Origin of the sequence: Natrinema sp. LN54 (assembly GCF_052439245.1) — an archaeon.
GTDB classification, from domain to species: domain Archaea; phylum Halobacteriota; class Halobacteria; order Halobacteriales; family Natrialbaceae; genus Natrinema; species Natrinema versiforme_A.
In genome coordinates, this window is the sequence record NZ_JBQVRP010000003.1 from 568,776 (window position 1) to 594,459 (window position 25,684).

Genomic DNA, 25,684 nt, shown 5'->3' on the forward strand with positions numbered 1-25,684 from the left:
GATCGTTAGTCGTCCGTCTCGACGGCACGGGACCGTTCGCTGGTCTCGCTGCCGAACGCCGTTTCGCGGAGGTCGGCTTCGATTTCCTCGAGCGACCGCCCTTTCGTTTCGGGGACGAGCCGGTAACAGAAGACGAGCGCGAACAGCGAGAGCACGCCGTAGAGCCAGAACGTGCCGGTCTGGCCGATGCCGTCGACCAGTCGGAGGAAGGTCAGCGAGACGATCAGGTTGCCGGCCCAGTTGACGACGGTGACGACGCCCATCGCCGTCCCGCGGACCTCCATCGGGTAGATCTCGGAGATCATCAGCCAGAAGACCGGGCCGAGCCCGATGGCGAAGAAGGCGACGTACAGCATCAGGCTCCCGGTCGCGACCCAGCCGATCGCGCCCGAGAGGCCGGGCAGGTAGAACACGACGCCGAGGACGGCGAGCATGACGGTCATTCCGGCCAGTCCGGTCAGCAACAGCGGACGGCGGCCGGAGCGGTCCATCAGGAACACTGCGACGACGGTCATGACGACGTTGACGGCACCGATCCCCACGGTTGCGAGGATCGAGGCGGTGTCCGCGAAGCCGGTCGACTCGAGGATCGTCGGTGCATAGTACATGACCGTGTTGATGCCGGTGACCTGCTGGAACGCCGCCAGCCCGACGCCGACGATCAGCATCGGTTGCACCCACGGCTCGAACAGGTCCTGTAGCGTCCCGGATTCGGTGCGTACCGTCTGCTTGATCTCGCGGAGTTCGTCCTCGACGTGGCTCTCGACGCGGGTGGTCGTCAGTACCTCGCGGGCGTCCGATTCGCGTCCGTGCTCGTAGAGCCACCGGGGACTCTCCGGCATGAACAGCATTCCGAGGAACAGGACGGTCGCGGGGACCATGCCGAGACCGAGCATCCAGCGCCACCCGCCGCCGCTTGCGAACACCTCCTCAGGGACCGTTCCGAGGCCGACCCAGCGCCACAGTTGGGCGCTGGAAAACGCGTAGTTCACGAGGTAGGCGATGAGGATACCGCTGGTGATCGTCAGTTGATTCAGCGAAACCAGCGAGCCGCGGATCTTGGGCGGTGAGATCTCCGAGATGTACAGCGGTCCGACGACCGACGCGAAGCCCACGCCGATCCCGTCGACGATTCGACCGATGATCAGGATCTCGACGGTCGGGGCGATCGCCATGATGAACGACCCGACGAAGAAGATGCCGGCACCGACGAGGATGAGCCGTCGCCGACCGAGCCGATCGGCGAGCCGACCGCCGAGGGCCGCGCCGACGATTGCACCGATCATCGCGCCGCTGACGACGATCCCCTCGACGAACGAGGCGTTCATCGACACGCCAAACACCGTCGTCAGTTCGAACGTGTTCCGGATGTACAACATCGCGCCGGAGATAACGCCGGTGTCGAATCCGAACAGTAACCCGTTGAGTGCGGCCAAGGCCGCGACGACGTAGACGAACGAATTCCGGCCGCTGCCGGTCGCTCCTGAGTGTGTCGTAGACATTGCTACTCTGTGTAAATTATTGTCTCACACTGTAGTTAACAAATCTAACGATGTGCGTCCGTCGTAGCCGGAGTCGACGCTCTCCCGCACGGAAAGTATCGGCGGCTTTCCGGTGTCTGGACGGTATTACCGCGTCGAAATCGGTCGTCCAGGCCTCTCACCGAGACTCGGTTACGTTCCGATTCGGCGCGGAATCGAGCCCGTCATCGACAGTTCGTCGGCGTAGTGGACGACCGGATCGCCGGTCGGCGTCGGCAGGCCGTTGGCCTCGAACAGCGTGTTCTCGTGGATCGTCACCGCGGCCGGCTGGAGCGGCCACGGATCGTGGGCGATCTCGCCGGTCAGGACGCCGTCGGCTTCCGGAGCGTAGAACCGGCGACGAGCCGTGAGCCAGTGCTCGAGCGTGTCCGGCTCGGCGGTGAAGACCTCGCCGTTCGGGCAGTAGGTCGCAGCGAACCGAGCGGCGGTATCGTCCGCCGACTCACTCGATCGGCGCTCGCTTTCGAAGGCGACGTGATTATCCTCGGTGGCTCCGACGCGCATCTTGGCGCGATAGACGGGTAATCTGGTCGCTCGACCGACGCTCGTCGCGACGAGCGAGTTCCCGATGTCGATGCTGAAGAAAAACAGGCCGGGATCGCCGCGATACCGGACGTAGGTCCGGACGTTGAGTTCGGGAAAGGCCAGCCGGGTGATCGACGGCGTCCCCCGGAGCCCTACGTTCGTGAGCACGAACGGGAGCACGCTCAGCCACGCGCGGCCGTCTCGAGTCTCGAGGGTCACCTGTCCGGGGACGTGGGGCCGGAGGTCGTCGGGATCGACCGGCCAGTGGACGAACAACCCGTCTCGCCATGTCATCGAGGCGACGTGTGGTGCTTTCGGCGACGACCCGTCTGCGAACGTCCATCGAAAGGGATCCGTACGTTGTGCGTTCATCCTCGACCAACAGTTGCTGTCCGGACCCTACGACGAGCCGGTGTATAAAATAGATAGTCTGCTGTCAGATCCGATGGTGTTTCGGCCGGCGTCGTCAGTCCGCCGGATCGACCGCGGTCCCGTCGGTCTTCTCGAGGGTGACGCCGTCCGAGCCGTCGTCTCCATCGGACGACTCGGTCGCCACGATCACCTGATCGACGGCGTCGGTCGCCCGGAGTAACAGGACGCCGAACCCGATCCGGGTGAGGGCGTCGATGTACGCCGTGACGAAGATTCCGCCGAAGGCGTCGAGCAGTCCCAGTCCCTGCCGCGAGACGAATCCCATGACCAGGTAGAAGACCCAGAGCAACAGGAGCAGGTTCCGGAGCTTCCCGAAGAGGAGCACTCGTTCGCCGCTCTGCTGGCCGGAGCGTGTCGTAATCGGCCAGATCATCAGTCTACTGTTGGGCCTCGCGAGCGCGTTCGCGTTCCTCCTCGAGATCGGTGAGGGTCTCCGTGAGCGAGTTCCGCATCGAGTCGAAGGAGCCGTAGAGCGTCCCGACCTCGTCGATCCGGTCCGTCTCGAGGTCGACCTCGAGGTCGCCGTTCCCCATCCGCTCGGCCTTGGACGCGAGCCGACGGAGGTTCAGCGAGACGTTGCCGCCGAGGACGATCCCGACGAGCCCGAGATGGAGGATGAAGATCAGCAGTAGTGCAAGCACCGACGAGGTCGCGGTCCCCTGTGGCCCGTAGACGGCCGCCGCGGTATCGTAGGTCGTGACCGTCAGCGACTCGCCGCCGCTCTCGATCGTCGCCGCCGTCCCCGCGAACTCCGTCTCCGAGCCGTCGGGGGTGCCGGTCGCGACCCCGTCCGAATCCGGTGTGACCGCGGCGAGGACGGCGTCGTCGCCGACCGGGGCCTCCTCGCCGACCGCCGCGATCGTCTCGCCGTCGGCGTTCGTGACGACCGTTCGACGCGAGTCACCGTCGGTCTCGAGAACGGACGCGAACGCGCTCGTGGGGGCCGAAACGGCGACGTATCGCTCGTCTTCGCCCTCGACGCTCGAGACGAACGAGAGCACCGAGTCCTCGCTCCCGACCGCGTCGTGGGTGCGGGGGCCGTCGGTCGCGCCCTGCACGCCGGCCGTCTCAAAGAAGTTCCCGCCGACCGCGCCGTCCGCGCTGCTCGCGCGTATCTCGCCGTCGCCGTCGAGATAGTGCATTTCAGCGATCCGATCCCCGCGAGTCGACTGGGCCGTCGCGAGTCGATCGCTGATCTCGTCGTCCGTTCCCGCTCGGACGGTCGCGTCCGCGGCGAGTCCGTTCGCCGTTTCGGCCGTCGTCTCGAGCCAGTTCGCTGCGACGTCGCTCCGGTCGTCGGTGCGATCGCTGAAGTGGTCTTCCGCGGCCGGGCCGACCGTGCCCGAGACGTGTCCCAAGAAGAGCGCGGAGACGGCGATCGTCATCACGGCGACCAGCAGGAAAATGAGACCGATCTTTACACTGTACGTTTCTCTGAGCCGATCAGGGAGATAGTCCTCGAGTGCCATAGTGTCAAACGGCGGGTGGGCAGCGCGAGGCTGCCCGACGCCTTCGTTATCCGTGGTCTCCCGCGCCAATTGAATGTGTCGGTTGGAATTACTATCACAGCTGATAATTAATCGCTGCCTCGTCTGAGCGCCGCCGACAGGTGGTAGCAACCGGATCTATGTTCGGCGACAAGTATGAAATATAAACGATAATTCTGTTCCCGAGCGAGTGATACCGGCACGGTCGGAGCGACTCGCCGTGATCGACCCGATCCGATTCGAGAGAAGCCGTCGATCCCGGGGTCGCCGAGGAACGGGCTCAGTCGTCGATCTCGATCGCCGGCCGACCGGGCTCGGCGTTCGCGAGCACGTCCTCGTCGGCGTCCTCGGCCCGGACGACGCGAACCGGCGCGTCGAACTCGCGTTCGATCAGCCAGGCGGCCGACTCGAGGGCCGCGTGTTCGGCCTCGGGCTCGAGGGTCATCGAGAGCGCTTCTCGCTCTGCCTGCAGGTCCTGTCCGTAATCGGCGGCCGCGTCGCCCTGGTCGCGGATGTGTGACTCCTGCATGAGTTCGCCGATCAGGTTGTCGGCGTCGCTCTCGATCGCGATCTCGAGGGCGTCGTACTTCCAGTCGGGCGCGATGACGACGTCGATCGCGTTCGGATCCTCGATCCCGGCGACCTCGACGATGTCGCGGATGTCCTCGCGGGTGTTCGCGACCAGCCGACGGCGTTTGGCGACGTAGTCGCGGTCGACCTCGGCGGTCGGCCACGCGGCCTCGGCGACGAACCCGTCGTTGCCGAGCGTCTCGTAGAGTTCTTCGGTGAGGTGCGGTGCGACCGGCGAGAGCAGTCGGACGACGGCCGACAGCCCGCGCTCGTACGTCTCGGCGTGGGGGTCGGTGTACTCCGCGTACTGCCGGAGCGTTCGAACGAGATCCTGGGTCTCGCGCAGCGCCTTGTTGAACGTCAGGTCGTCGTACTCGTCGCTGGCGATGGCGATCGTCGCGTCGATCTCTGCGTCGACGTAGCTCGCGATCGCGTCGTCGTCGCCGTCGGGCTCGTCGGCGATATAGCCCTCGACCATCCCCTTCAACCGGTCGAGGAAGGCGTAGGTCGATCGAACGCCCTCCTCGCTCCAGTCGAAGTCCCGCTCGGGCTGGGCGGCCTGCATCATGAACAGCCGTGCGGTGTCGGCGCCGTACTCCTCGACGATCCGCTGGGGGGAGACGACGTTGCCCTTCGACTTGGACATCTTCTCGCCCTCGAGTTGGACCATCCCCTGTGCGAGCAGGTTCGTGAACGGCTCGCGGTGCTCGAGTCCCTCGTGGTCCGCCAGGACCTTCGTGAAAAAGCGGGAGTACAGCAGGTGCATCACGGCGTGTTCGATGCCACCGACGTACTGATCGACGGGCATCCAGTCGTTGGCCTGCGCTAAGTCGAATGGCGCCTCGTCCAGTCCGGGCGAGACGTACCGCAGGAAGTACCACGAGGAGTCGACGAAGGTGTCCATCGTGTCCGTCTCGCGGGTCGCGTCGCCGCCGCAGTCCGGACAGGTCGTCTGCTTCCACTCCTCGGCGGCGTCCAGCGGATTCCCGGTGGTGTTGATGAACTCCGGCAGTTCGACCGGCAGGTCTTCCTCGGGCACCATCACGGGACCGCAGTCGTCGCAGTGGATCACCGGAATCGGCGTTCCCCAGTAGCGCTGGCGGGAAATTCCCCAGTCGCGGAGCTGATACTGCTCGGTCCACTCGGCGCTGTCGATGTCTTCGGTCAGGCGATCGCGGGCGGTCTCGCTGTCGAGGCCGTCGTACTCGCCGGAGTTGATCAGGACGCCGTCTTCCGTGTAGGCGCCTTCCGCTACGTCGGGTGCGGTCGGTTCCTCGTCGCCATCGGGTTCGGGCGCGATGACGGGGACGATGTCGATGCCGTGTTTCTCGGCGAACGCGTGGTCGCGCTCGTCGTGGCCGGGAACGGCCATCAGCGCGCCGGTCCCGACGTCCGAGAGGACGAAGTCCGCGACGTAGACCGGGATCTCGTCGCCGGTGACGGGGTTCGTCGCGGTCAGGCCCGTCTCGACGCCGTTGGGCTCGTCGCCATCGGGGTCGGCTTCCTCCTCGATGAAGTGCCGAACGTCGGCGTCTTCCGCCGCCAACTCCTCGCTGATCGGGTGGTCCGGAGCGAGCGCAAAGAAGGTCGCGCCGTGGATGGTGTCGACGCGGGTGGTGAAGGCCTCAACGTCCCCGTAGCCGTCGATGCCGAACTCGAGTTCCGTCCCCTCCTGCCGGCCGATCCAGTTGCGCTGCATCTGGCGCACCGAGTTGGGCCACCCCTCCAAGTCGTCGATGTCCTCGAGCAACTCGTCTGCGTACTCGGTGATCTTCAGGAACCACTGCTCGAGTTCGCGCTGTTCGACGGGGGTGTCACAGCGCCAGCAGAGTTCGGCCTCGCCCTCGACCTGCTCGTCTGCCAACACCGTCTCGCAGTGGGGACACCAGTTGACTTCGGCGTCGCGGCGCTCGACCAACCCTTCCTCGTGGAACCGGGAGAAGAGCCACTGGTTCCACTGGTAGTAGTCGGGTGTACAGGTGGTGATCTCTCGGTCCCAGTCGTAGCCAAAGCCCATCGACTCCATCTGATCGGTCATGGTCTCGATGCAGTCGATGGTCCAGTCGCGCGGGTTCGTGTCGCGCTCTTTGGCCGCGTTCTCCGCGGGGAGGCCGAACGCGTCCCACCCCATCGGGTGAAGGACATCGTCGCCGCGCATCCGGCGGTAGCGGGCGTACGCGTCCGTAATGGTGTAATTACGGACGTGACCCATGTGGAGTTTGCCCGAGGGGTACGGGTACATCCCGAGGACGTACGTCGGATCCTCGACGTCGTCGGGCGTCCGATAGACGTCCGCATCGTCCCACGCCTCTTGCCAGCGCCGTTCGACCGTCGCGTGGTCGTATCCCGCGTCGCTCATTTGCTTATATACCTCTAGGGCGGGACGCCACCCTATACCTTTCCATACCGCGGCCCACCGGGCCGTCGAACGGCTCCAGCGCCGGTCTCTCGAGAGCAACGCTTACGGTGACCCGCTCCCAGCTCGAGCTCGTGGGCGAACTCGCACGCGAGACCCAAGAACGCCTCCGCGACGCGTTCGCCGAGCGCCGCCCCGGCCTCGAGTGGCGCGTCGAACACCGGCTCGCCGGGACGCCGGTCGACATCGCGGGGATCGGCGACTCCCGGCTGGTACTCATCGAACTCGAGTGGCGGCGGGCCGATCCCGCCGACAACGCGGCGAAGTTGTTTCGCCACCTCGAGGCGGGCCTGCTCGACGAGTACGATTCGATCACCGTCTGTCACTGCTTTACCGAGTACTACGACCTCGCCTCGGGCGGCGTCTCCTCGAAGCGGGTAAACGCCGAGTTCGTCGGCGCGATTGCGGCCCGAGCCGTCGAGCGGTTCGCGTATCACCCCGTCGAACTCCCCCTCGAGCCGCCGAAACGGGGCGGCGACCGCCCCGACGACCTCCCGGAAGCCGTCGATGCCACCGTCGAATCGATCGACGCACGCCTCGAGTTCTAACGTCGACGAGGCCTGCGACGCGTGGGCGGAACGTTTTATCCTCGTCCCCGCAACTCTCGAGTCATGGTAGCAGACTCCACAGTCTTCGTCACGGGAGCGAGTCAGGGTCTCGGCCGCGAAATCGCCGTCGCGTTCGCCGACGCGGGTGCGAACGTCGTTCTCGCAGCCCGGAGCGACGGCATCCACGAAACCGCGGACGCGATCGATGCACCCGAGCGGACGCTGGCCGTCGAGACCGACGTGACCGATCCCGAATCGGTCGCCGACGCCATCGACGAGACGGTCGAGACCTTCGGCGGGCTGGACTGTCTCGTGAACAACGCGGGGATCGCCGGCCCGACCGCGCCGATCGAGGAGACGACCGACGACGAGTGGCTCGAGACGCTGGACGTCAACGTCGTCGGGATCGCCCGCGTCACGCGGGCGGCGGCACCGCACCTGCGCGAGTCAGAGCGGGGGAGCGTCGTCAACATCTCCTCGATCGGCGGCAAGCGACCGTACGCGAACCGGACGCCCTACGCCGCCTCGAAGATGGGCGTGATCGGGCTGACCCGGGCGCTGGCCGCCGAGTTCGGCGACGACGGCGTCACCGTCAACGCGATCTGTCCCGGCCCGGTCGAGGGCGATCGGATCCGGGGCGTCTTCGAGCGACAGGCCGAGGAAGCGGGCGTCCCCGCCGAGGCCGTCGAGGAGGAGGTGCTCGAGAGTCTCATGATCGACGATCTCGTCCCGCCCGAGGAAGTAGCCGAGGTGGCCGTCCACCTCGCGAGCGCGGCGTCACAACACGTCACCGGACAGGATATCAACGTCTCCTCGGGCGGGGCGTGGTACTAGTCGGATCAACGGCTCGAGCGGCGGTCCAGTCGGTCGAACTACTCGATGTCGATCTGTCGCGAGTCCTCACCGCTCGACACCTTCGGTAGCCGCACCGTCAACACACCGTTCTCGAAGCCGGCTGCGACTTCCTCCTCGTCGACCGGTTCCGGGAGGCGGATCCGCCGGCTCGCCGAGGTTTCGGTCCGCTCGCGCCGGATATAGCGCCCCTCGGCGTAGTCGTCCTCGTCGGTCCGGTTGGCCTCGAGGCGGAGCGTGCCGTTCGACAGCGTCAGTTCGATGTCGTCGGTCTCGTAGCCGGGCAGGTCGGCCGTGACGACGTATTCCTCGTCCGTGTCGGCGACGTCGACCGGGACCGACCCGGGGACCTGCAGGCCGCCGGCGGTCATTCCCTCCTCGACCTGACGGCTGACGCGGTCGAGCATTTCCTCGATGTTGTCGAACGGATTGCGTCGCATACTCGGTCGTAGGAGCCCGACGGGGATAAATTCTGCCCGCAACGCGACGACAGAAGGGGCGACTACTCGGGGAGGGTCACGAGGCCGTCGTCGAGCGCGTCGAGCAAGACCTCACGCGCGTGGCCGTCCGGATCGACGCCCTCGTAGACGGCTTTGACCTCGCCGTCGGCCAGCAGGAACGTCGTCCGCGCGGTCGCGCCGTCTCGCAGTTCGACGCCGAAGGCCTCGGCGATCTCCCCGTCGGGGTCCGCGAGCAGGTCGAACTCGAGGCCCTCCGAGTCACAGAAGGACCGATGGGAGTCGACGTCGTCCGTCGAGACGCCGTAGACGTCGACGCCGGCGTCCAGATACGTCTCGCGCTCGCGCTGGAACTGGTTCGCCTCGATCGTACAGCCGGGCGTGTCGTCCCGCGGATAGAAGTAGAGGACCGTCGGCTCCTCGAAGTCGGGGCTGACGGTGTCGCCGTCCTGATTCGGTGCGGTCACGGTCGGCGCGTCGTCGCCCGCAGCGAGTACCATACTCGTGGTACCGGGAGACGAGGAAAAACAAGTTGCGGTCGGTCGCCTCGTCTCCCCCTCGCCACCGGTCGGCGTGGTCTGCTCCCGTTCGCGCCTCAAGTACTTCTCCGTGATTTACAGCTCGTGAGGAGTCTCCGAGCTTATTATAGATCCCTCGCCGTAGCAATGAGTGCAGCGTGCTCGTGTCCGGGTTGGGGTAGTGGCCTATCCTTCAGCCTGTGCGGCTGAGACGCGTAGTTCGATTCTCGCACCCGGACTTTTTCGCGACGAGTAAAACGAGAGCGGAAAAGCCGGACGGCGAGATCGAATCAGACGAGTCGCGCGCAGCGGAGCGAGCACGTCTCGGCGTGGTTCGATTCTCGCACCCGGACTTCGACGCCGTGACAGCCGTACCGTCTCGAGTCGGTACCGGATGGTGCTGCCAAATCCGGTTCGCTTATACCCGCCGTGCCGGTTGCTTCGAGTATGATCGATACCGTCCTTCACACCGGTTCGGAGCACCCCAATCTTCTCTGGATTCTCGTCCCGAGTTTCCTCTCGTTCGTCGCGGGGCTCGGCGCGGCGACGTACGCCGACCGCATCCGCACGTGGATCGGCCGCGAGAACGCCGCGACGACCGACTGATCGACGACTCGGTTCGAGCGACCGCGCTTACTCGACGACGTGTTCGGTATCGTACGAGCCGAGCCGTCGGACCCAGCCGTTCTCCGCGAGGTCCTCGAGGTCCGCGATCGCGTCCGCCGTCCGCGACTCGTAGAGCCCGGCCTCGAAGTCGATGTGGAAGACGTAATCGCCGAGCCGCTGGCCGCTCGGCCGCGACTCGACGCGGGTCAGGTTGATGTCCCGGTCCGCGAAGGGCTCGAGCAACTCGAGCAGCAGGCCGGGGTAGTTCGCGTTCGGGTAGACCACGAGCGAGGTCTTCCCGCCGCCGGTCGAGCGTTCGTCGGCGGGCGCGAGCGCGAAAAAGCGCGTCGCGTTCGAGTCCTGATCCTGAATGTCTTCGGCTAACACCTCGAGGTCGCCGCCCGCGTTCGCCGGGTGGCCGATCCCCGCGACCGAGGGATCGTCGCGGGCGAACTCGACGCCCTGTGCCGTGCTCGCGACGGCCTCTAGGGTGGCGCCGGAGTGCTCGCGGTCGAGGTAGGACCGACACTGGGCCAGCGCCTGCGAGTGGCTGGCGACGGTGTCGAATTCCGGACCCTGCGCGAGTAAGGCGTGTCTGATCGGGGTGACGATCTCGCGGACGACGGCGACCTCGTAGTCGGCGACGGCGTCGAGGCTCTCGGTGACGCTGCCCTCGATACTGTTCTCGATCGGGATGACGCCGCGGTCGTACTCGCCGCTCGCGACGGCGTCGACGATCGCCGTGACCGATTGCCGGAAGTCGATCTCGTCGTCGTCGGCGATCGCGCCCGCCGCTCTGTGGGAGTAGGTTCCTTCGGGTCCGAGCGTAACTGCAGTCATTACCCGACGATAGCAGGGAACGGGTCAAAAGACCGTCGGGTTTTCCGACGCGCGGATCGACCGTCGATCGGTGCGGCCGCGATCGGTCGCAGTCCGTCTCAGTCGTCGGTCGGCGCGCCGGACGGACGCTCGCTCGAGACGAGCCAGCCACCTGAGGTCGCCCGCTCGGCGACGTGGGGCTGGAAGACCCACGCGCACAGGAGGACGATGGGGAGCATCGTCGCCGCGACGACGGAGTAGCCGGTGTGCAGACTCGGCATCAGCGGCGCGGCGTAGACGAGCGGGTAGACGATCCCGCCGACGGTACCGACACCGCCGACGACGCCGGCGACGCTCCCCGAACTGTCGGGGAACATGGCCGGGACCTGTGCGAAGATCGCGCCCTCGGCGAACGCACAGCCCATCCCGACGACGAAGCCGGCCCCGACGGCCAGCATGACCTCGCCGGTCAGGCCGGCCAGCGTCATGCCCACCATCGCGACGACGATGAAACACAGCGAGACGAACGTCCACTGCTCGCGGTATCTGCCGGTGAAGATCGGCAGGATGTTCTTCTCCTTGCGGGCCAGCAGATCGCTGACGTAGCCGCCGATCGGTCGCAACAGGCCGGCCGCGACGGAGAACGTCGCGGCGAACGTGCTCGCGAGCACGAGGTTGTTCGTGTCGAACCCTTCGCGGTAGTAGGTCGCGAGCCAGCCGTTCATCGAGAGCTCGAGGCCGAAGCTCATCACGTAGGCCAGCGCGAGCACGACGGTTCCGTAGCGCGTGGCGGTGTAGAGCCAGTCTCTGAGATTCGCGCTCGCCTTGGTCGCCTGCCGTTTCTCCTCGCTCTTCGCGGCTTCGCCGAGCACGAAGTAGGTGATCGCGAGCAGGATCGAGACGATTCCGGTGTAGAAGAACGCGGCCCGCCAGTTGCTCTCGAAGAGGGGGCCGCTCCAGCTCTCGCCGAACACGCGGGGGAGGATGAGCGCTCCGCCGGCCGCGCCGGCGTTGCCGATGCCGGCGTAGACCCCTTCGGCGGTTCCCAGTTCACCCTCCTCGAACCACTCGGAGACGTGCTGGATGCCGATGACGAACGTGATCCCCGCCGTCGCGACGATCATCCGCTCGACGAAGAAGACGGTGTACGACTGCGCGAACGCCGACGCGATCGAGAACACGCCGACGTACGCTAACACGATCGCGAACACCGTCGGCGCGCCCCAGCGGTCGGAGAGCCAGCCGGTCAGGATCCGACCGAACGGGGCCAGCCAGATGTTCGCGCTGGCCAGCAGGCCGAGTTCGGCCACCGAGAGGCCGAACTCGTCGGCCATCGGGCCGGTAAAGGGGGCGAAGGAGAACCAGATCAGGAACGAGAAGTTGAACCCGATCGTCGCCAACACCAGCGTCCGCCACTTGGTCATCTTGATCACGACCAGTCACCCCCGATGCCGCCGGTGACTCCACAGTCTGCTCGCGTCCACGACCACGGCGAATGTGACACAATAGTTTTGGATATTTCGTGTATCTTCCCCCTTCTCTCGATCAATGAATTCTTCTTTTCGATGTTTCTCCACATGTGTCACTCGGATGGTCCGGCGACTCCCGTATATACTTGATTATTAGAATCCATCCAACTATAGGGCAGTGATGGCACAAACTCAGCTAGTACTATCCCGTTTATACTTCGAACAAACGTCACATTTTCAGCAATGATGGACAGATTTTAAAATTAGACGTTGCTCCTTCGTCGAGGCACCCGCTCCGTATTCATCCCCTCTCCGTGCGCTCCGCTAGTGCTGTGACCTCTCAGCGCCGCTCTCGATCCCTGCCGACCGAGACGTATCGCTTCCGGTCGATCTGCTGCCGGAGAAAGCTACCGATCGGCCGCCTCACTCCTCGAGGTGTTCGATTCCTTTCTTCGCGACGTTGGCCTCCGTGATCTCGTTCGGCATCCAGTCCGGCTTGTCGTCGGGGGCCGTCTCCTCCCACGCCCAGCCGTCGTAGATGTGGACCTTGTCCGTTCCTTTCTCTCGGAGCTGTAACTCGACCCGTTCCGCATCCTCCTCGCTCGAGCCCGGCTCGAGCCGTCGGGCCGCTTTGAGCGCCGCTTGTCGGGGCGTGTTGCCCGAGAAGACGCTCGACTCGTCACCGCCCGATTCGCGCAGTGCAAAGTTCCGTTTACCGTCTTCGCGTACCATGATTTTCGCCTCCGTGTCAATTCAGCACACGATCCGACATAAAGATATCCCCGCAAATCGACCGACTGCGGCGGTATCTTTAAGTGTGTTGCGTGACCATTTCTCCCGCAGTAGCTGCGTTTCGAGTGCGTCGCCGTCTCGTATTTCCGGCACACTGGTCGCGTCCCGAAGTCATTCGTTGTGGCGTCGAAAACACTTAAGTATATCCTGCGGCGAAGTTCGGAATAGAATCCCGCGATGGTACGGAAAAAGAAGCTGAGTCCAAGCGGTGCGAAAGACGACGACGGTAACTACCACAACGTCCACCTCAACCTCCACGAGGACGAACTCGAGGTCGCGGGTATGGATATCGGCGACGAGGTCTTCGTCCGAGTCCGGGACGGCAAAATAATCATCCAGAAAGCAGACGACGACGACGTAGAACACGAGTTCTAGAACCCACCTTTTTACGCCTCGGGATTCGCTCGCTCCGCGAGCGAACCGCTCGGCGCAAAAATCTGGACCAAAAAGAGCCGCTCGCTCAGCCTTCGGCTTCGCTCGCGGTACAGTATCTGGACCGCCATCGCAGCAAACCGCTAAACTGAGAGACCGCCTTCCCCTCAGCGCAGCGCCTCGAGATCGAACTCGAAGGCCGAAACCGGCACCTCGAGGTCGTGTTCGACGAGCACCTTCGGGTGGACCTCGCCGATCACGCCGACTTCCTCGCCGTCGATGACGACTGCCGCGGTTCGACCCGAAATGAAGGTCGGGTGCTCGGTCGGCGGCGTCTCGAGGTCGACGTCGAAGTTGCGAGCGAGCGCCTGCAGGCGCGCCTTGGCGTCCTCGTAGCCGGCCTCGTGGTGGGCGAGGACGGCACCGACGCGGCGACCCTCCGCGACGCCGGTGTTTTCGCTCTCGTCGACTTCGGCTGCGAAGCCGATTTCGGCGAGGTTCTGCGGATACGAGCGGTGCGTGTTGCGCTCGAGGACCATCAGCAGCGAGGGCGTGACCCACGTCCGCAGCATGGTGAAGTCCTCGCTGTAGGGCTCCTTGATCGTCGCCGGCTCGCCGGCTCCGTAGGCGTCGTCGCCGGGCGCGATATCGAGCCGGTCGTAGTTCTCGCCCTCGCTGATCATGTGGAAGTTCAGCATGTCCTCGAAGCCGAGGCCGACGAGTTGCTCGCGGACCGAGCGCTCGAGCCGGGAGCGCTCGTGGCGGCCGCCGACGGTCCCGATGTCGGGATAGCGCGGCTCGAGTTCGTTGAAGCCGTAGGCCCGCCCGAGGTCGTCGATGACGTCCAACGGGTGGAGCACGTCGACGCGATAGGGCGGGATGGTGACCTCGTAGACGAGGTCGCCGTCGTCGCTCTCCTCTTTCGTGGCCTCGAGACCGGACCGCTCGGCGAGGTCGATCACCTCGTCGGGATCGAGCCCGATGCCGAGGATGGTCTCGATCCGGTCGTGAGCGACCGTCTTCGTCTTCATCGAGAGGTCGGGTCGGACGAGTTCGTAATCGGGGTACTCGACGCGCACCTCCTCGATGGTGGCTCCGCGGGCCGACAGCGCGTAGCAGACGATGTTCAGCATCTTGTCGATCGTCCACTGGTCGGTGCCCGTCATCTCGACGAACAGGTCACGGGAGTCCGTCGAGACCTCGGTCCGGCGGCCGTTGATCACCGGCGGGAACGAGAACAGCCCGAGGCTGTCGTAGATCGCCGGATACCGCTCGTACTCGCTGACCAGATCGGCGTAGGTCTGCCCCGTCTGGTGGTCCTCGAGCACGTCGGCCGGCGTCATCTCCGCGTCGGAATCGAGGGGGACGAACCGGTCCGCGTCGGGTTCGACGCCGACGTACTGAATCGTCGGGTTCCCCTCGGTCGCGGGGTTGCCCTTCAGCATCGTCAGGTCGTGAATCCCGATCGCACCCTTCGCGCGCTTGCGCCCCATCGTCGCGTGGAGTTTCTCTTGGAGTTGGATCAGCGACTCGAGGCTCTCCTCGTCCAAATCGATGTCGCGGACGACCGCGCCCGTGACGTAGGGTCGCTCGTCGGGGACCGATTCGTCCACTTCGATGGTCCACTCCGGCGAGTTCGGCGAGGGGACGTGGGTCCCTCGCGCGTCGCCGTACTGGTAGCGCATCGAGCGTGCGACCCCCTCGACGGAGAGCCGGTCGAGCCGGTCGGGCGCGAACTCGAGTTCGAACGCCCCCTCCTCGGTGCGGCCCTCGAACTCGAGGCCGAGGCCGAACAGGTCGTCGATCAGTTCGTCGTCGCTCTTCTCGTCGTGACCGGTCAGGTCGCGCAGTTCGTCGGGGTCGATATCGACCGTGGGCATCAGTAGGTCACCTCCGTCTCGCGCAGCAGTTCGAGGTCACACAGCGTCCCGTGGATGTCTCGAATGTCCTCGAAGCCGTACATCAGCATGAGCAGCCGCTCTAAGGCGAGTCCCCACGCCATCACGTCGCACTCCACACCGAGCGGCTCGAGCATCTCCTCGCGGAAGATCCCCGAGTTGCCGATCTCGACGAGTTCGCCGGTCGTCGGGTGGGTGCCGAACAGCTCGAAACTGGGCTCCGTATAGGGGTTGTAGTGGGGTTTGAACCGGATGTCCTCGATGCCGAACTGGGCGTAGAACTCCTCGAAGGTACCCATCAGATCGCGCACCGAGAGGTCCTCGGCCATCACCCACCCCTCGATCTGGAAGAACTCGAGCAGGTGCGTCGGGTCGAGCGTGTCGTTGCGATACACTTTCTCGACGCTGAAATAGCGCTGTGGCGGCTCGAGGTCGCCGATCTCCTCGCCCGAGAGGTAGCGCGTCGACAGCGAGGTGGTGTGCCCGCGCAGTGCGAGCGCCCGCGCGAAGTCCTCGTCCCACGGCGAGTGGTAGCCCTCGCCGTCCTCGCCGACGCCTTCCTTGTGCGCCCGCTCGACGCGGTCGACGAGGTCGTCCGGAAGCTCGTCGATGTGGGTCGGCTGCTCCAGGGCGAACCGGTCCCAGTGCGTGCGCGCCGGATGGTCCTGGGGCATGAACAGGCAGTCGTTGATCCAGAAGTCCGCGTCGACGTGGGGACCTTCCATCTCCTGAAAGCCCATCCCGACGAGGACGTCCTTGACGCGCTCGGACGTCTGGCGCAGGATGTGGACCTTGCCGCCGTCGAACTGTTCGGCGTCGGCCTCGACGTTGTACTCGGAGAACTCGACGTCCTCCCACTCGCCGCTCGTGAGCAGTTCCGGCGTGACCTGTCCGACCGTCTCGGCGGTCTCGATCCCCGCCATCAGCTCCGTGACGGCGCGCTCGGTCAGGGTCGCCTCGCGGACCGTCGACTCGCGTCGGTCCAGCAGACCGCGGCGCTCGAGCGACTCGAGGGTCTCCGAATCCACGTCGACGCTGTCGACCGGCGCGTCGTCCGCGTCGGCCAGTTCCTCGAGCGCGGTCGCTTCGGCGTCCGCGTCGGGGTCGGCGTCGGGATCGGCGGTGATCTCGCCGCTGTCGATCACGCCGTAGCCCTTGCGCGCGTAGTTCGAGAGCGCGATGTCGACCGCGCCGCCCTCGAGCCCCGACGCGCCGATGACCTGCCCCATCGAGACGGGGTCGGCGTCGGCGCCGGCCTCGAGTGCGGCCTCGTAGAGCCGAACCTCGGGAAGGCCGTCGGTGACGTACTCACGCCCCTCGTCGGTGAGCGCGACCGTTTCGTCGACGCGTTCGCTGACGGCGAGTAGCCCCTCGTCCTCGAGTTCGAAGACGGCCCCGGTGACGGTTTCGGGGGGGAGCTCGGTCGCCGCGGCGAGGGCATCGACGGACGTTGCCTCGTCCGCAGTCGCGGCCTCTAAGACCGCGACCTGTTGTGCTGGCAGTTGCATTCGCTTATCCGAATTGGCGTGGGTCGGTCAGTTAGCGGTTCCGACTCGAGTCGACTCGAGACCGTTGCAGTCGCCGTCGTGACGACCGATTCCATCTCTCGAGCCGACGGCGCTGACGCGGACGGTTTCGCCGCGAGCGACTGATATGGCCGCCCTCGGATCCACCGGCCCGGTTACCGGGCGAAGAAGAAGCCGGACCCCAGGACCGAACGCGGTGGCTGATCGCCGACACCGACTGCGTGGGATCCGGTTGCCATACGCGGAGGATACGACGAACAGTATAAAAACGTTGTGTTGCGGGTCACCACACGACACTCGGCCGTCAGTGGCTACTATAGCCCCCTTCGACGTTCCGGCGACCCGCGTCAGCTGTTCGATATCCGCGTCGTCTCGAGCGAGTCGGTCTCGACCCACTCGAATCCCGACTGCTCGGCGGCGGCGCTCGTCTCGGGAACCGTCACGGGCCCACACCGGTCCGCGAACTCGATGCGGGTCTCCGCGGACTCGGTCGCCGGCAGTTCGGGGAGGAACTCGTCGTCCTCGAGCAGCCCACGGACGGAGACGTTGCCGCCCGCGTCGAGCGCCGCACCGAGCGCGCGGTAGCGGTCGTCCTCGGACGGACTGTCGAGATCCGTCCCGAACGAGTCGTTGCCGACGCGCGCGGTCGTACTGGTTCCGGAGAGCGTCCCGAACTCGTCCGTCCCCGTCTCGTCGGTTCGACTCGAGTCGTCGACCGCGCTCGAATCGTCGGCCGAACTCGAGTCGCCGGACCCTGCGGTTCCGGAGTCCCGCTTCTTGGACGGGTCGGTCTCGGTACTCCGACGCCGCGAGACCGACGGAGTCCCCCGGATTTCGAACCCGTCGATCTCGCTCGAGGGGGCCGCCGTTTGCTTCGAGGCTTCCGACGATGACGCAGTCGCCGCGTCGCTCGAGCCGCCGGTCGCCGTCGCCCTCGAATCTGCCCCCGAGTCCCCACCCGGACCGGTGGCCTGCTCCGTGCCCGGGCCCGCGCTCGGTTCCGCTTCGTCGATGAGCGAGTCGACGGTCGGAGCCGGATCCGTCGGTCGGCGAGCGCCGCCCTCGAGCGCCCACGGCGGCCACGGGTCGCCGTCGCCGGCGGTGGCTCCGAGCGGTGGTGCTGTCCCGCCGTCGGCATCGGCGTCGGGAACGTACGCCTCGAGCCCGTACTTCGGCAACAACGGCCGATCGAACGCGCCGATTTGCGGGCCGTAACGATCCCGTAGCCGCTCGAGTTCGCTCGTTTCGACCAGTGCGGCCCGCCAGCGGTCGACGCCCGACGAGAGGAGGACGAACCGCACGTCGGTCGCCGCGAAGACGGTCTCGTTGAGCGTCCACAGGACGGCGGGGAAGTTATCGCCCGCGAGCGGCGTTTCGGGGTACGTAACGGCGGCCTCACGGCTTCGATCGTACGGATCGGTCGCGGTCAGTGCCAGTCCGTCCCGCGTCCCCGTGACCGAGAGCGACCACCCGATCGCCTCGAAGACGGTGGTGAGTTCCCGCTCGAGGGCCGCCTGCGAGTAGCGGGCCGCACAGGCGATCCCGCGATCGCTCCGGCAGATCGTCCGGCGGAGCACCGTCGTCCGGTCGACCGGCGTCGCGAGCGCGTCGGCCAGCGCCGACTCGAGGGTGTCGCCCTCGGCCGCAGTCCGTCGAATGTCTGCCGCCGTGACGCCGACTGCACCGAGGACGTCGGCAGAGACCAGTAGGTCGCCGTCCGAGTCACGGGAGGGCCGAGCCATCGATAGCTCACGGTTCCACAACCGGCCCTATATATCTACGTCAGACATCAAAACGCATCTCGGGTCGGATTCGAAAAAACCGGCAGCGTCGAGCCAGCGCTGGTGTTCGGCGGTTCCGTACCGAGTCGATCCGGCTCAGCGACGGCGCGGCGACTCGAGTTCGATGTCGGCCGCCTCGAGCAACTCCTCGACCTCGTCGCGTTTCTCTTGGTGCTCCTCGAGGAACTCCTTCATGAGTTGGGCGGCCTGTTCCTTGCAGTCGCCACAGAGGCGTTCGCCGCCGACGCACTCGTCGTAGACGCGCTTTGCGAACTCGTCGTCGTCGCCGGCCAGCAGGTAGGCGTAGAGTTCGTAGACGGGACACTCGTCGGCTTTCCCGCCTTTCTCGCGCTGTTCCTCGGCGGTCTCGCGGCCGCCAGTGGTCGCGGCCTTGACCTTGTCGTAGCCGTCCTCGGGGTCGTCAAGCAGCGAGATGTGACTCGCCGGGATCGAAGAGGACATCTTGCCGCCCGTCAGCCCGGTCATGAAGCGGTGGTAGATCGACGAGGGCGGCTGGAAGCCGTAGCCGCCGTTGTCGACTTCGACCTCGCGGGCGAGTTCCTCGGCCTCGGCGAGGTCCAGTTCGAACGCGTCGACGTGGCTCTCGTAGACTCGCTTTTCGCCCTCGATGGCGTCGATCAGGGCGTCGAACGCGTCGTCGGTGGCCCGCCGGTCGAAAAAGCGGGTGCGCGGCCGGACCGGTTCCATCCCCGCCTCGTTCAGTTTCGTCAGGACCGAACTCAGCGTGTCGGCGCTGACCCCGAGCTCCGACAGCGGCGTCTCCTCGAGCGCCTCGGCGACGTGGACACAGCGGAGGTCGTCGTCGTCGAAGTCGGCGGGGTCGAGTCGCTCGTAGAACTCGGCGACCAGCGCGCGCTCCTCGGGGTCGAGTTCGAAGCTGGCGTAGGCGTCGCTGACCTTGAAAAAGCGCATCCGTTCGGCGAGGTCCCGCGCCAGCCGGACGTGGGGGTCTTGGTCGGGACCGACGGGGATCACGGTCGGCTTGGGCTCCTCGAGTTGCGGGTAGAGGATGTCGGCCATCTGGGTGACGACCGACTGCATGTGCGAGACGTCGGTCTCGCCGTCGAAGCCGTAGATCGCCTGAAACTCCGAGAAGTTGGCGTCGGCACCGAGTTCGAAGGCCAGATCCTGGAGTTCGCGGTTGGTCGACTGCCGGTAGAGGGTCCCCTCCTCGAGGTCGAACCCGAGCGCGAGCAGTGAGAGCAGGTAGTCCCGGGCGTGCTCGTCGATCTCCGCCCAACTCATCCCGCGGGCGGAGTTGGCCTCGAGGTCGGCGATCAGGGCGTAGGCGTCGGCCCCCTGCTGTTGATGCCAGATGATCTCATCGAAGACCAGCTTGTGGCCGATGTGGGGGTCGCCGGTGGGCATGAAGCCCGAGAGGACGGCTGCCGGGTCGTCGTTCTGCAGCGCCTCCGCGACCGGGCGGTAGTCCCGGTGACCGAAGATCACGCCGCGGCGCATCAGGTAGTGGGGGTTCGGCACCTCCTCGAGCACCTCGTCGAACTCCTCGATGCCGAACTCCTCGAAGAGGTTCCGGTAGTCGGAGACGCTCGAGGATCCCCACGGGTCCAGCGCGACATCATCGGCACCAGCGGCCCCTCCATCGGTCAGCGGTTCCCCTGACTCGGACTCCTCGAGTGGGTCGTCTCCGGTCATTACGTGCGTTTTGGCGTGGCAGCGCGCAAAAGCCTTCGGCTTCGCCGTCGCCGAAATATTCGGCCACCGAAAGTAATGTCAGTGCGGACCGAACCTCGCTTACCGATGCAGATTCAGCTCTTCGGGCACGAGCAGGAGATCGGCGCCTCGGCGATCGACGCGGAACCGGCTGCGATCCGCGAGCAGGTGCGGGAGTACGAGGCCGGTGCGCGGACGGCGTTCGACCTCGAGGTCGAGTTCCCCGACGACTTCACGGGCGACGTGATGCGAGCGATGACCGGGATTCCGCCCGGCGAGACCCGAACCTACGGCGAGGTCGCCGCAGACCTCGAGACGGCACCGATCGCGGTCGGGCAGGCCTGTGGCCGCAATCCGACTCCCGTGATCGTCCCCTGCCACCGGATCGTCGGCGCGGACTCGCTCACCGGGTACGCGGGCGGACTGGCGTTGAAACGGCGGCTGCTCGAGCACGAGGGGGCCGCGATTCCGGGCGACTCGTAACGGTTCGGCTCCCGATCGGGTCCCGCGCCGCACCTGTTATGGTCGCTCCGACTGATACGTCGGTCATGACTGATTTTTCCGTCCTCACCGACGCCGACGTCTATTCGCAGTTCGACTACGAGCAGGTCGTCGCCGCCGTGCGCGACGCGTTCGCCGAGCGGGCCGCCGGGACGCTCGAGGCCCCGCCGCGCTGGCACGTCGACGCCGGCGAGGGGGATCTCGTGTTCACCGCGGGAGCCGTGACCGGACCCGCGAACGCGGCCGGCTTTCGGGTCTACGAGACCTTTCCCGACTCCGGCGACGAGCACACCGAACTGGTCGCGGTCTTCGACGCGACGACCGGCGGGTTCGAGGGGCTGCTCGTCGGGCACGCGATCGGCGGGCTTCGAACGGGCGGTATCGGCGGCGTCGCGATCGACTGCCTCGCCCGGGACGACAGCGAGACGCTCGGCGTGCTCGGCTCGGGGTTTCAGGCTCGAGCGCAGGTCGGCGCGGCGTGTGCGGCCCGCGGCTTCGAGGACGTGCTGGTCTACAGCCCGACCCGCGAGAGCCGCGAGTCCTTCGCCGAGACGGTCGACGGCGAAGTCGAACCGCCCGTCCGCGCGCTCGACGATCCCGAACCGGTCGTCCGCGGGGCCGACGCGCTCGTCTGTGCGACGACCAGCGAGGAGCCGGTCTTCGACCCCGAGTGGCTCGAAGCGGGGACGCACGTCACGACGATCGGCCCGCGATTCGAAGACGCTCACGAACTCCCGCTCGAGGTCGTTTCCCGCGCCGACATCGTCGCGACCGACTCGCTCCCGCAGGTCGACGCCTACGACCGGCCGTACGTCGCGTCGGGCGCGGACCGCGAGCGGATGGTCGAACTCGCCGACGTGCTCGAGAATCCCGACTGCGGACGGCGACGCGAGAACGAGATCACGCTGTTTTGCTCGGTCGGGCTGGCGGGGACGGAGGTCGTTCTCGGAAAGCGATTCCTCGAGCGGTTCGCGTAGCTCGGGCAACGGACCGGCGAGACGATTTCGAGACCGACCGGCGGCGGGCCGGCGTCAGTCGACTCGACCGGCCCGGTCGGCTGCCGATCGCAACTCCGCGAGCCGATCCGATCGGACGCCGGCGAGGACGACCGCCGCGAAGACGCGGTCGCCGTCGGGCCGCGGCGCGTCGCCGCCGAGGATGCCGGAACCGCCGATTGCTGACTCGAGGGTCCGCCGGCCCTCGGCGATCGCCCGGCGGTTGAGCCACGCCGGTGGCCCGCCGACGATCAGCAGTCCGCGGTCGGCCGTTTCGGGCTCACACTCGAGGGTGAGCTTCCCGTGGATCCCCTTTCGAACCACGGTCTCGACGGCGCTGACCGCCTCGCTCGTCTCGACGTCCGGCTCCGCCGACAGGAGCCCGAGGCCGAACCGCGAGCCGCTCGTCTCGACCGTCTGGTCGCCGTAGCCGAGCGCAACGACGGCCGACTGGTCGCCGACGATCCGGCGGATGTCGCTCGCGTCGATGACGGTCTGGGCGACCGACTCCGCCGAATCACCGCCGCTGGCGAAGACGGCCGCGACTCGCGTCGCCAGCTCGCGGTTACAGCGGTCGCGACCGTCTGCGAGCGTCTCTCCGGGGCGGAGCCAGTCCTCGTTGTCGAACGTGATGATCGCGCTCGCGACCCCGTCGAGTCGCTCGAGGGTGGCGACGGCGTTCGCCGCCGCGTTCGGTCGCGGCGGTGCATCGGTGGCGGTGATCGGCTCGCTCGAGTGCGGGCCGGTTCCCGACGGCTCTGCCGCGGCGTCGAACTCGCGGTCGGCCGGCAGCGTCGCCAGAACGTAGACCGGCGCGTCGGACCGTTGCTGGAGCGCCGACACGAGCGCCGGGACCGCACCGCCGCCGGTCGCCCCGCCGAGGCCGACCGCGACGAGCACCCCGTCGGCCGCACCCGGTGTGGCTCGGTCCGCGCGCTCGAGGAGGTCGTCGACGTGATCCCGGCCGAGAGTCCGACGCCGCTCGAGATCGCCCTCGAGGCCGCCGTCCGACCCGTCAGGGCCGTACCGAAACCGGTGGGATTCGGGGATGACGGTCCGGTTCAGGTCGCTCTCGTCGGTATCGAACGCGAAGACATCGGTGAGAAACGAGCGGTCGGTCGGCTCCGCGGCCCGGATCGCATCGGCGATCCGACAGCCCGCGCCGCCGACGCCGATCACCTCGAGTTGCATGGTGCGTTCCTCGTCCGTCGGGGTTTTCAGGATTCCGCTCGCTCGGATCGTCGCCGAACCGGGTCGGCGTGGATTTCGGTGGCCGCCGGCGGCAGCGGGGCTGAGAACCGACGACTGATGGACCGCTAAGCTAATCCGCTCAGGGTGTCAGCCGCTCGAGCGACCACCAGTCGATCCCTTCGACCCCCGTGGCGTCGTCGTCGACGAGCGCGAACACCATCGTCTTCCGGACGCCGTGGGCGAGCCGAACGTCGAGCGCCAGATCACGCGGTTCGAAGACGTAGTCGGCCGGGTGGACCCGGACGAGCAGTTCGGAGTGGCCCAACTCCTCGACGGAGTCCACGTCGGCGTAGGTCCGGAAGTCCGCCCCGAACTTGTACCCCGTCTTGGGCACCACGTCGCGCTCCCGCAGGGCCGTGTAGACGGTCAGCCGGCGATCGAACCGCTCGCCTTCGACCTCGCGGCCCCGCTCGCGGACCGTCTCGGGCTCGAGATCGATCGCGCCCCGTTCGGCGAGGTAGGCCGCCTCGAGCAGGGAACACTGCAGCGTCGGCTCGTCGTACTCTCGCCCCTCGAGGGGCTGGCCGTAGAAGGTCCGCTCGTAGAGCTCGAGCGGGGGCTCCCAGACGACGACCCGGTCGGCGAGCAGGTCTGCGGCACAGCCCTCGGGCAGTGACGCGTCGGGGGTCGACGTCCCGGTCGGATCTCGCCGGCCGACCTCGAAGTAGGTGATTTCGCTCTCCTCGTCGACGACCGCCAGTACCCCCTCCCGGAGTTCGCTGGCCGGAATATCCGTTCGCTCGCCGATGATGCGCAGGGCGTAGGCGATCTCGCCGTCACCGGGCCCCTTTCCGCGCGGGAAGACCGCGAAGTCGGCCTCGCCGCTCAGCGGCTCCTGCACCCACGGCTCCGCGGCCGGCGAGAGGTAGAACCCGCGCGACCGCAGATCCGCGTAGACGAGGAACCGAACGCCGAAGTCCTCGCCCGGTTCGCGCGCGACGAACTCCCGGAACCCCAGCCGCTCGCCGCTCTCGGCGTCGATGACCGCCTCGAGGTCGCCCCGGTAGAGCAGGTGTGCCGCCTCGACGGGTGCGAGGGCGATCTCGTTGCCCTCGAGCGGATAGCCGTAGCCTCGCGAGTCGTGATACCGCTGGCGAGCGTCGCTGCCCACGCGAACGACGCCGTCGTCGAACCGCCCCTCGAGTGCCATAGCCGGCTGTTGGCCGGCCGGGATTAAGTGGCTGCGGATCGATTCCAGAGAGCGAGTGTCACGGCATACGGGTGCGCCACCGCTTCGGCGGCGACCGGCTCGAGAACCCCGACGAAATTCGGGGATCGCTCTGCAGTCCCTCCCTCGAAAGCCCCTGACGGGCTCGACTCGCGCGCCACCCCTGCGCTCCGCATCTCACTTCGTTCGAGTGCGGTGCTCGGGGTGTCGGGCGTCGCCGACCCCGTCAGCCCCTTTCAGTCCCACCCGCAGCCGCGGCGGCTGATCGGGCGGCTATCGTACGGTGGATTTCCGCCGTTGCGTTCGATCGTGTTGTTCAGTCGTCGGCGTCGGATTCGACCTCGAGCGGTCCCTCGAGGGCTCGATCGCAGGTCGCGTCGAGACACCGGACGCCGCTGGCGGTTTCGAAGGTCGGGAGGCCACAGCCGCACTCGCCGTCGACGACGCCGGCGGGGACGGCGAAGCCGGTGTCGCAGTCGGGGTAGTGCTCGCAGCCGGCGATGAGGCCGCCGCGGCGGAGGATTCTGAGGTCGCCGTCACAGCCCGGTTCCGGACACGCCCACTCGCGGTCGAACTCCGCCTTGACCGCGGCGTCGAGGGACTCACAACCTCTGTCGAGGCAGACAGTGAAGGCGAGCCCCCGTTCGACGCGCATCTTCGGGAGCCCGCAGTCGCAATCGCAGCGCTCGTCGCGGATCGTCGCGTCCGCCGGCACGCCGTAGCGGTTGCCACAGCCCACGCAGTGGACGCCGCTCGAGCGCACGAGCGCGCCGTCGCAGTCGGGACACTCCCCGACGGGCGTGCCGGCCGCCGAGGACGGATAGTGGGCGAACCCCTCCTGTTCGTGGGCGGCGATCCGCAGCGTCTGGGTGTCCTTTTTCGCGACGAGGGTGAAGCCGTCTCGGCGCTCGCTCGAGACGCTGTCGGCGCGGGTGAGCCACGCGACGGGCTGGTAGCCGTCGCTGTCGTGGACGAGGACGGTGTTGTCGGGTTTGACGATCGTCGTCACTCGGCCGCGGTACTCCTCCCGGTCGGCGTCCTCGGCGATGACGGTGCAATCGCCCGCGAGCACGCGGATCGCGTCGTCGATCATGGCTGCGGTTGGCCGCGGTTTCGTACTTAAATCCGCGGACGATCGCCGACGGATTCCGATTTCGAATAAAATTGATGCTGGCGGTCGAACGCTTCGCTCGAGAACGACGGCCTTACTCCCCGTTCGGTCCTGCAACGGTACCGTTTCTATCGCCCGCTTGATCACCGGGCCGGTCGTCGACGGGGCCGTCGCTCGGGCCGCCGACGCCGGGTTCGCTCCCGCTCGAGCGGCCGACGTCGTCGCCGGCGATCGAGCGACTCGAGCGGCCGCGCACCGGACGTTGCGATGCCGTTCAAAATCGTCGCGGACCGTGCGAGTTCGGTCGGTCACAGCGACGGCGATCGAGGGCGAGCCACCGGCCACGGCCAGTC

At 66.8% G+C, this 25,684-nt stretch carries 23 protein-coding genes; 6 read left to right on the forward strand and 17 right to left on the reverse strand.

What is annotated here, in order from left to right; all coding sequences use genetic code 11:
- Window positions 1-5: 5 nt before the first annotated feature.
- The 5 genes from ACT4ML_RS12115 to leuS form a co-directional block, all read right to left on the reverse strand.
- Window positions 6-1,502, reverse strand: coding sequence for a sugar porter family MFS transporter (locus tag ACT4ML_RS12115; protein WP_444721097.1), 1,497 nt, complete (start codon window positions 1,500-1,502; stop codon window positions 6-8).
- Between the two features lie 171 nt (window positions 1,503-1,673).
- A complete protein-coding gene (locus tag ACT4ML_RS12120) occupies window positions 1,674-2,438 on the reverse strand; it encodes a YqjF family protein (protein WP_444721098.1) in 765 nt (254 codons plus the stop codon).
- 94 nt (window positions 2,439-2,532) lie between these two features.
- Complete coding sequence (locus ACT4ML_RS12125; protein WP_444721099.1) at window positions 2,533-2,871, reverse strand: bacteriorhodopsin; 339 nt, start codon at window positions 2,869-2,871, stop codon at window positions 2,533-2,535.
- 4 nt (window positions 2,872-2,875) lie between these two features.
- A complete protein-coding gene (locus ACT4ML_RS12130; RefSeq protein WP_444721100.1) occupies window positions 2,876-3,967 on the reverse strand; it encodes a HAMP domain-containing protein in 1,092 nt (363 codons plus the stop codon).
- 298 nt (window positions 3,968-4,265) lie between these two features.
- A complete protein-coding gene (leuS, locus tag ACT4ML_RS12135; RefSeq protein WP_444721101.1) occupies window positions 4,266-6,914 on the reverse strand; it encodes a leucine--tRNA ligase in 2,649 nt (882 codons plus the stop codon).
- Between the two features lie 107 nt (window positions 6,915-7,021).
- Between leuS and ACT4ML_RS12140 the strand changes: the two genes are divergently transcribed.
- Together ACT4ML_RS12140 and ACT4ML_RS12145 are read left to right on the forward strand one after the other, a co-directional pair.
- Window positions 7,022-7,519: a hypothetical protein gene (locus ACT4ML_RS12140; protein WP_444721102.1), complete on the forward strand. Its 498-nt coding sequence runs from the start codon at window positions 7,022-7,024 to the stop codon at window positions 7,517-7,519.
- 63 nt (window positions 7,520-7,582) lie between these two features.
- Entirely contained in the window at window positions 7,583-8,353 is a 771-nt protein-coding gene (locus ACT4ML_RS12145; protein WP_444721103.1) for an SDR family NAD(P)-dependent oxidoreductase, read from the forward strand.
- Window positions 8,354-8,391: 38 nt separating this feature from the next.
- Here ACT4ML_RS12145 and ACT4ML_RS12150 read toward each other — a convergent pair whose 3' ends face one another.
- Window positions 8,392-8,811, reverse strand: coding sequence for an Hsp20/alpha crystallin family protein (locus ACT4ML_RS12150; RefSeq protein ID WP_444721104.1), 420 nt, complete (start codon window positions 8,809-8,811; stop codon window positions 8,392-8,394).
- A 62-nt stretch (window positions 8,812-8,873) separates the two neighbouring features.
- Window positions 8,874-9,329, reverse strand: coding sequence for a peroxiredoxin (locus ACT4ML_RS12155; protein WP_444721105.1), 456 nt, complete (start codon window positions 9,327-9,329; stop codon window positions 8,874-8,876).
- A 465-nt stretch (window positions 9,330-9,794) separates the two neighbouring features.
- Between ACT4ML_RS12155 and ACT4ML_RS12160 the strand changes: the two genes are divergently transcribed.
- A complete protein-coding gene (locus tag ACT4ML_RS12160; RefSeq protein ID WP_175416333.1) occupies window positions 9,795-9,953 on the forward strand; it encodes a hypothetical protein in 159 nt (52 codons plus the stop codon).
- 27 nt (window positions 9,954-9,980) lie between these two features.
- Here the strand turns inward: ACT4ML_RS12160 and pheA are convergent, their stop codons facing one another.
- The 3 genes from pheA to ACT4ML_RS12175 all read right to left on the reverse strand — a co-directional run bounded on the left by pheA (window position 9,981) and on the right by ACT4ML_RS12175 (window position 12,973).
- Window positions 9,981-10,793: a prephenate dehydratase gene (pheA, locus tag ACT4ML_RS12165; RefSeq protein ID WP_444721106.1), complete on the reverse strand. Its 813-nt coding sequence runs from the start codon at window positions 10,791-10,793 to the stop codon at window positions 9,981-9,983.
- Window positions 10,794-10,891: 98 nt separating this feature from the next.
- A complete protein-coding gene (locus ACT4ML_RS12170; RefSeq protein WP_444721107.1) occupies window positions 10,892-12,196 on the reverse strand; it encodes an MFS transporter in 1,305 nt (434 codons plus the stop codon).
- A 468-nt stretch (window positions 12,197-12,664) separates the two neighbouring features.
- A complete protein-coding gene (locus ACT4ML_RS12175; RefSeq protein ID WP_006431837.1) occupies window positions 12,665-12,973 on the reverse strand; it encodes a non-histone chromosomal MC1 family protein in 309 nt (102 codons plus the stop codon).
- 237 nt (window positions 12,974-13,210) lie between these two features.
- On the opposite strand from ACT4ML_RS12175, the gene ACT4ML_RS12180 reads away from it, so the two are divergent.
- A complete protein-coding gene (locus ACT4ML_RS12180; protein WP_006431836.1) occupies window positions 13,211-13,408 on the forward strand; it encodes a hypothetical protein in 198 nt (65 codons plus the stop codon).
- A 164-nt stretch (window positions 13,409-13,572) separates the two neighbouring features.
- Here ACT4ML_RS12180 and pheT read toward each other — a convergent pair whose 3' ends face one another.
- The 4 genes from pheT to ACT4ML_RS12200 form a co-directional block, all read right to left on the reverse strand.
- Window positions 13,573-15,285, reverse strand: coding sequence for a phenylalanine--tRNA ligase subunit beta (gene pheT, locus ACT4ML_RS12185; RefSeq protein ID WP_444721108.1), 1,713 nt, complete (start codon window positions 15,283-15,285; stop codon window positions 13,573-13,575).
- Window positions 15,285-16,811, reverse strand: a complete 1,527-nt coding sequence (gene pheS / locus ACT4ML_RS12190; RefSeq protein ID WP_444721109.1) for a phenylalanine--tRNA ligase subunit alpha — start codon at window positions 16,809-16,811, stop codon at window positions 15,285-15,287. Before pheS ends, pheT begins: the two co-directional genes overlap by 1 nt.
- A 365-nt stretch (window positions 16,812-17,176) precedes the next feature.
- Complete coding sequence (locus ACT4ML_RS12195; protein WP_444721110.1) at window positions 17,177-18,571, reverse strand: hypothetical protein; 1,395 nt, start codon at window positions 18,569-18,571, stop codon at window positions 17,177-17,179.
- A gap of 135 nt (window positions 18,572-18,706) precedes the next feature.
- Entirely contained in the window at window positions 18,707-20,287 is a 1,581-nt protein-coding gene (locus ACT4ML_RS12200; protein ID WP_444721111.1) for a tryptophan--tRNA ligase, read from the reverse strand.
- A gap of 105 nt (window positions 20,288-20,392) precedes the next feature.
- On the opposite strand from ACT4ML_RS12200, the gene ACT4ML_RS12205 reads away from it, so the two are divergent.
- Together ACT4ML_RS12205 and ACT4ML_RS12210 are read left to right on the forward strand one after the other, a co-directional pair.
- Entirely contained in the window at window positions 20,393-20,788 is a 396-nt protein-coding gene (locus tag ACT4ML_RS12205) for a methylated-DNA--[protein]-cysteine S-methyltransferase (protein WP_444721112.1), read from the forward strand.
- A 65-nt stretch (window positions 20,789-20,853) separates the two neighbouring features.
- Window positions 20,854-21,783 (forward strand): ornithine cyclodeaminase family protein, encoded by a 930-nt coding sequence (locus tag ACT4ML_RS12210; RefSeq protein ID WP_444721113.1) that lies wholly within the window; start codon window positions 20,854-20,856, stop codon window positions 21,781-21,783.
- Window positions 21,784-21,837: 54 nt separating this feature from the next.
- Here the strand turns inward: ACT4ML_RS12210 and ACT4ML_RS12215 are convergent, their stop codons facing one another.
- The 3 genes from ACT4ML_RS12215 to ACT4ML_RS12225 form a co-directional block, all read right to left on the reverse strand.
- Window positions 21,838-22,992 (reverse strand): tubulin/FtsZ family protein, encoded by a 1,155-nt coding sequence (locus ACT4ML_RS12215; protein WP_444721114.1) that lies wholly within the window; start codon window positions 22,990-22,992, stop codon window positions 21,838-21,840.
- A 139-nt stretch (window positions 22,993-23,131) separates the two neighbouring features.
- Complete coding sequence (gene endA, locus ACT4ML_RS12220) at window positions 23,132-24,202, reverse strand: tRNA-intron lyase (RefSeq protein ID WP_444721115.1); 1,071 nt, start codon at window positions 24,200-24,202, stop codon at window positions 23,132-23,134.
- 334 nt (window positions 24,203-24,536) lie between these two features.
- The gene (locus ACT4ML_RS12225) at window positions 24,537-25,313 is read right to left on the reverse strand and encodes a DUF91 domain-containing protein (protein ID WP_444721116.1); all 777 of its coding nucleotides are present in this window, start codon (window positions 25,311-25,313) and stop codon (window positions 24,537-24,539) included.
- Between the last annotated feature and the right edge of the window lie 371 nt (window positions 25,314-25,684).

What these genes read in the sequence shown, in the direction of transcription:
- ACT4ML_RS12115 (WP_444721097.1), bottom strand. Translation starts at nt 1,502, where the DNA reads ATGTCTACGACACACTCAGGAGCGACCGGCAGCGGCCGGAATTCGTTC.
- ACT4ML_RS12120 (WP_444721098.1), bottom strand. Translation starts at nt 2,438, where the DNA reads ATGAACGCACAACGTACGGATCCCTTTCGATGGACGTTCGCAGACGGG.
- ACT4ML_RS12125 (WP_444721099.1), bottom strand. Translation starts at nt 2,871, where the DNA reads ATGATCTGGCCGATTACGACACGCTCCGGCCAGCAGAGCGGCGAACGA.
- ACT4ML_RS12130 (WP_444721100.1), bottom strand. Translation starts at nt 3,967, where the DNA reads ATGGCACTCGAGGACTATCTCCCTGATCGGCTCAGAGAAACGTACAGT.
- leuS (WP_444721101.1), bottom strand. Translation starts at nt 6,914, where the DNA reads ATGAGCGACGCGGGATACGACCACGCGACGGTCGAACGGCGCTGGCAA.
- ACT4ML_RS12145 (WP_444721103.1), top strand. Translation starts at nt 7,583, where the DNA reads ATGGTAGCAGACTCCACAGTCTTCGTCACGGGAGCGAGTCAGGGTCTC.
- ACT4ML_RS12150 (WP_444721104.1), bottom strand. Translation starts at nt 8,811, where the DNA reads ATGCGACGCAATCCGTTCGACAACATCGAGGAAATGCTCGACCGCGTC.
- ACT4ML_RS12155 (WP_444721105.1), bottom strand. Translation starts at nt 9,329, where the DNA reads ATGGTACTCGCTGCGGGCGACGACGCGCCGACCGTGACCGCACCGAAT.
- ACT4ML_RS12160 (WP_175416333.1), top strand. Translation starts at nt 9,795, where the DNA reads ATGATCGATACCGTCCTTCACACCGGTTCGGAGCACCCCAATCTTCTC.
- pheA (WP_444721106.1), bottom strand. Translation starts at nt 10,793, where the DNA reads ATGACTGCAGTTACGCTCGGACCCGAAGGAACCTACTCCCACAGAGCG.
- ACT4ML_RS12170 (WP_444721107.1), bottom strand. Translation starts at nt 12,196, where the DNA reads ATGACCAAGTGGCGGACGCTGGTGTTGGCGACGATCGGGTTCAACTTC.
- ACT4ML_RS12175 (WP_006431837.1), bottom strand. Translation starts at nt 12,973, where the DNA reads ATGGTACGCGAAGACGGTAAACGGAACTTTGCACTGCGCGAATCGGGC.
- ACT4ML_RS12180 (WP_006431836.1), top strand. Translation starts at nt 13,211, where the DNA reads ATGGTACGGAAAAAGAAGCTGAGTCCAAGCGGTGCGAAAGACGACGAC.
- pheT (WP_444721108.1), bottom strand. Translation starts at nt 15,285, where the DNA reads ATGCCCACGGTCGATATCGACCCCGACGAACTGCGCGACCTGACCGGT.
- pheS (WP_444721109.1), bottom strand. Translation starts at nt 16,811, where the DNA reads ATGCAACTGCCAGCACAACAGGTCGCGGTCTTAGAGGCCGCGACTGCG.
- ACT4ML_RS12195 (WP_444721110.1), bottom strand. Translation starts at nt 18,571, where the DNA reads ATGGCTCGGCCCTCCCGTGACTCGGACGGCGACCTACTGGTCTCTGCC.
- ACT4ML_RS12200 (WP_444721111.1), bottom strand. Translation starts at nt 20,287, where the DNA reads ATGACCGGAGACGACCCACTCGAGGAGTCCGAGTCAGGGGAACCGCTG.
- ACT4ML_RS12205 (WP_444721112.1), top strand. Translation starts at nt 20,393, where the DNA reads ATGCAGATTCAGCTCTTCGGGCACGAGCAGGAGATCGGCGCCTCGGCG.
- ACT4ML_RS12210 (WP_444721113.1), top strand. Translation starts at nt 20,854, where the DNA reads ATGACTGATTTTTCCGTCCTCACCGACGCCGACGTCTATTCGCAGTTC.
- ACT4ML_RS12215 (WP_444721114.1), bottom strand. Translation starts at nt 22,992, where the DNA reads ATGCAACTCGAGGTGATCGGCGTCGGCGGCGCGGGCTGTCGGATCGCC.
- endA (WP_444721115.1), bottom strand. Translation starts at nt 24,202, where the DNA reads ATGGCACTCGAGGGGCGGTTCGACGACGGCGTCGTTCGCGTGGGCAGC.
- ACT4ML_RS12225 (WP_444721116.1), bottom strand. Translation starts at nt 25,313, where the DNA reads ATGATCGACGACGCGATCCGCGTGCTCGCGGGCGATTGCACCGTCATC.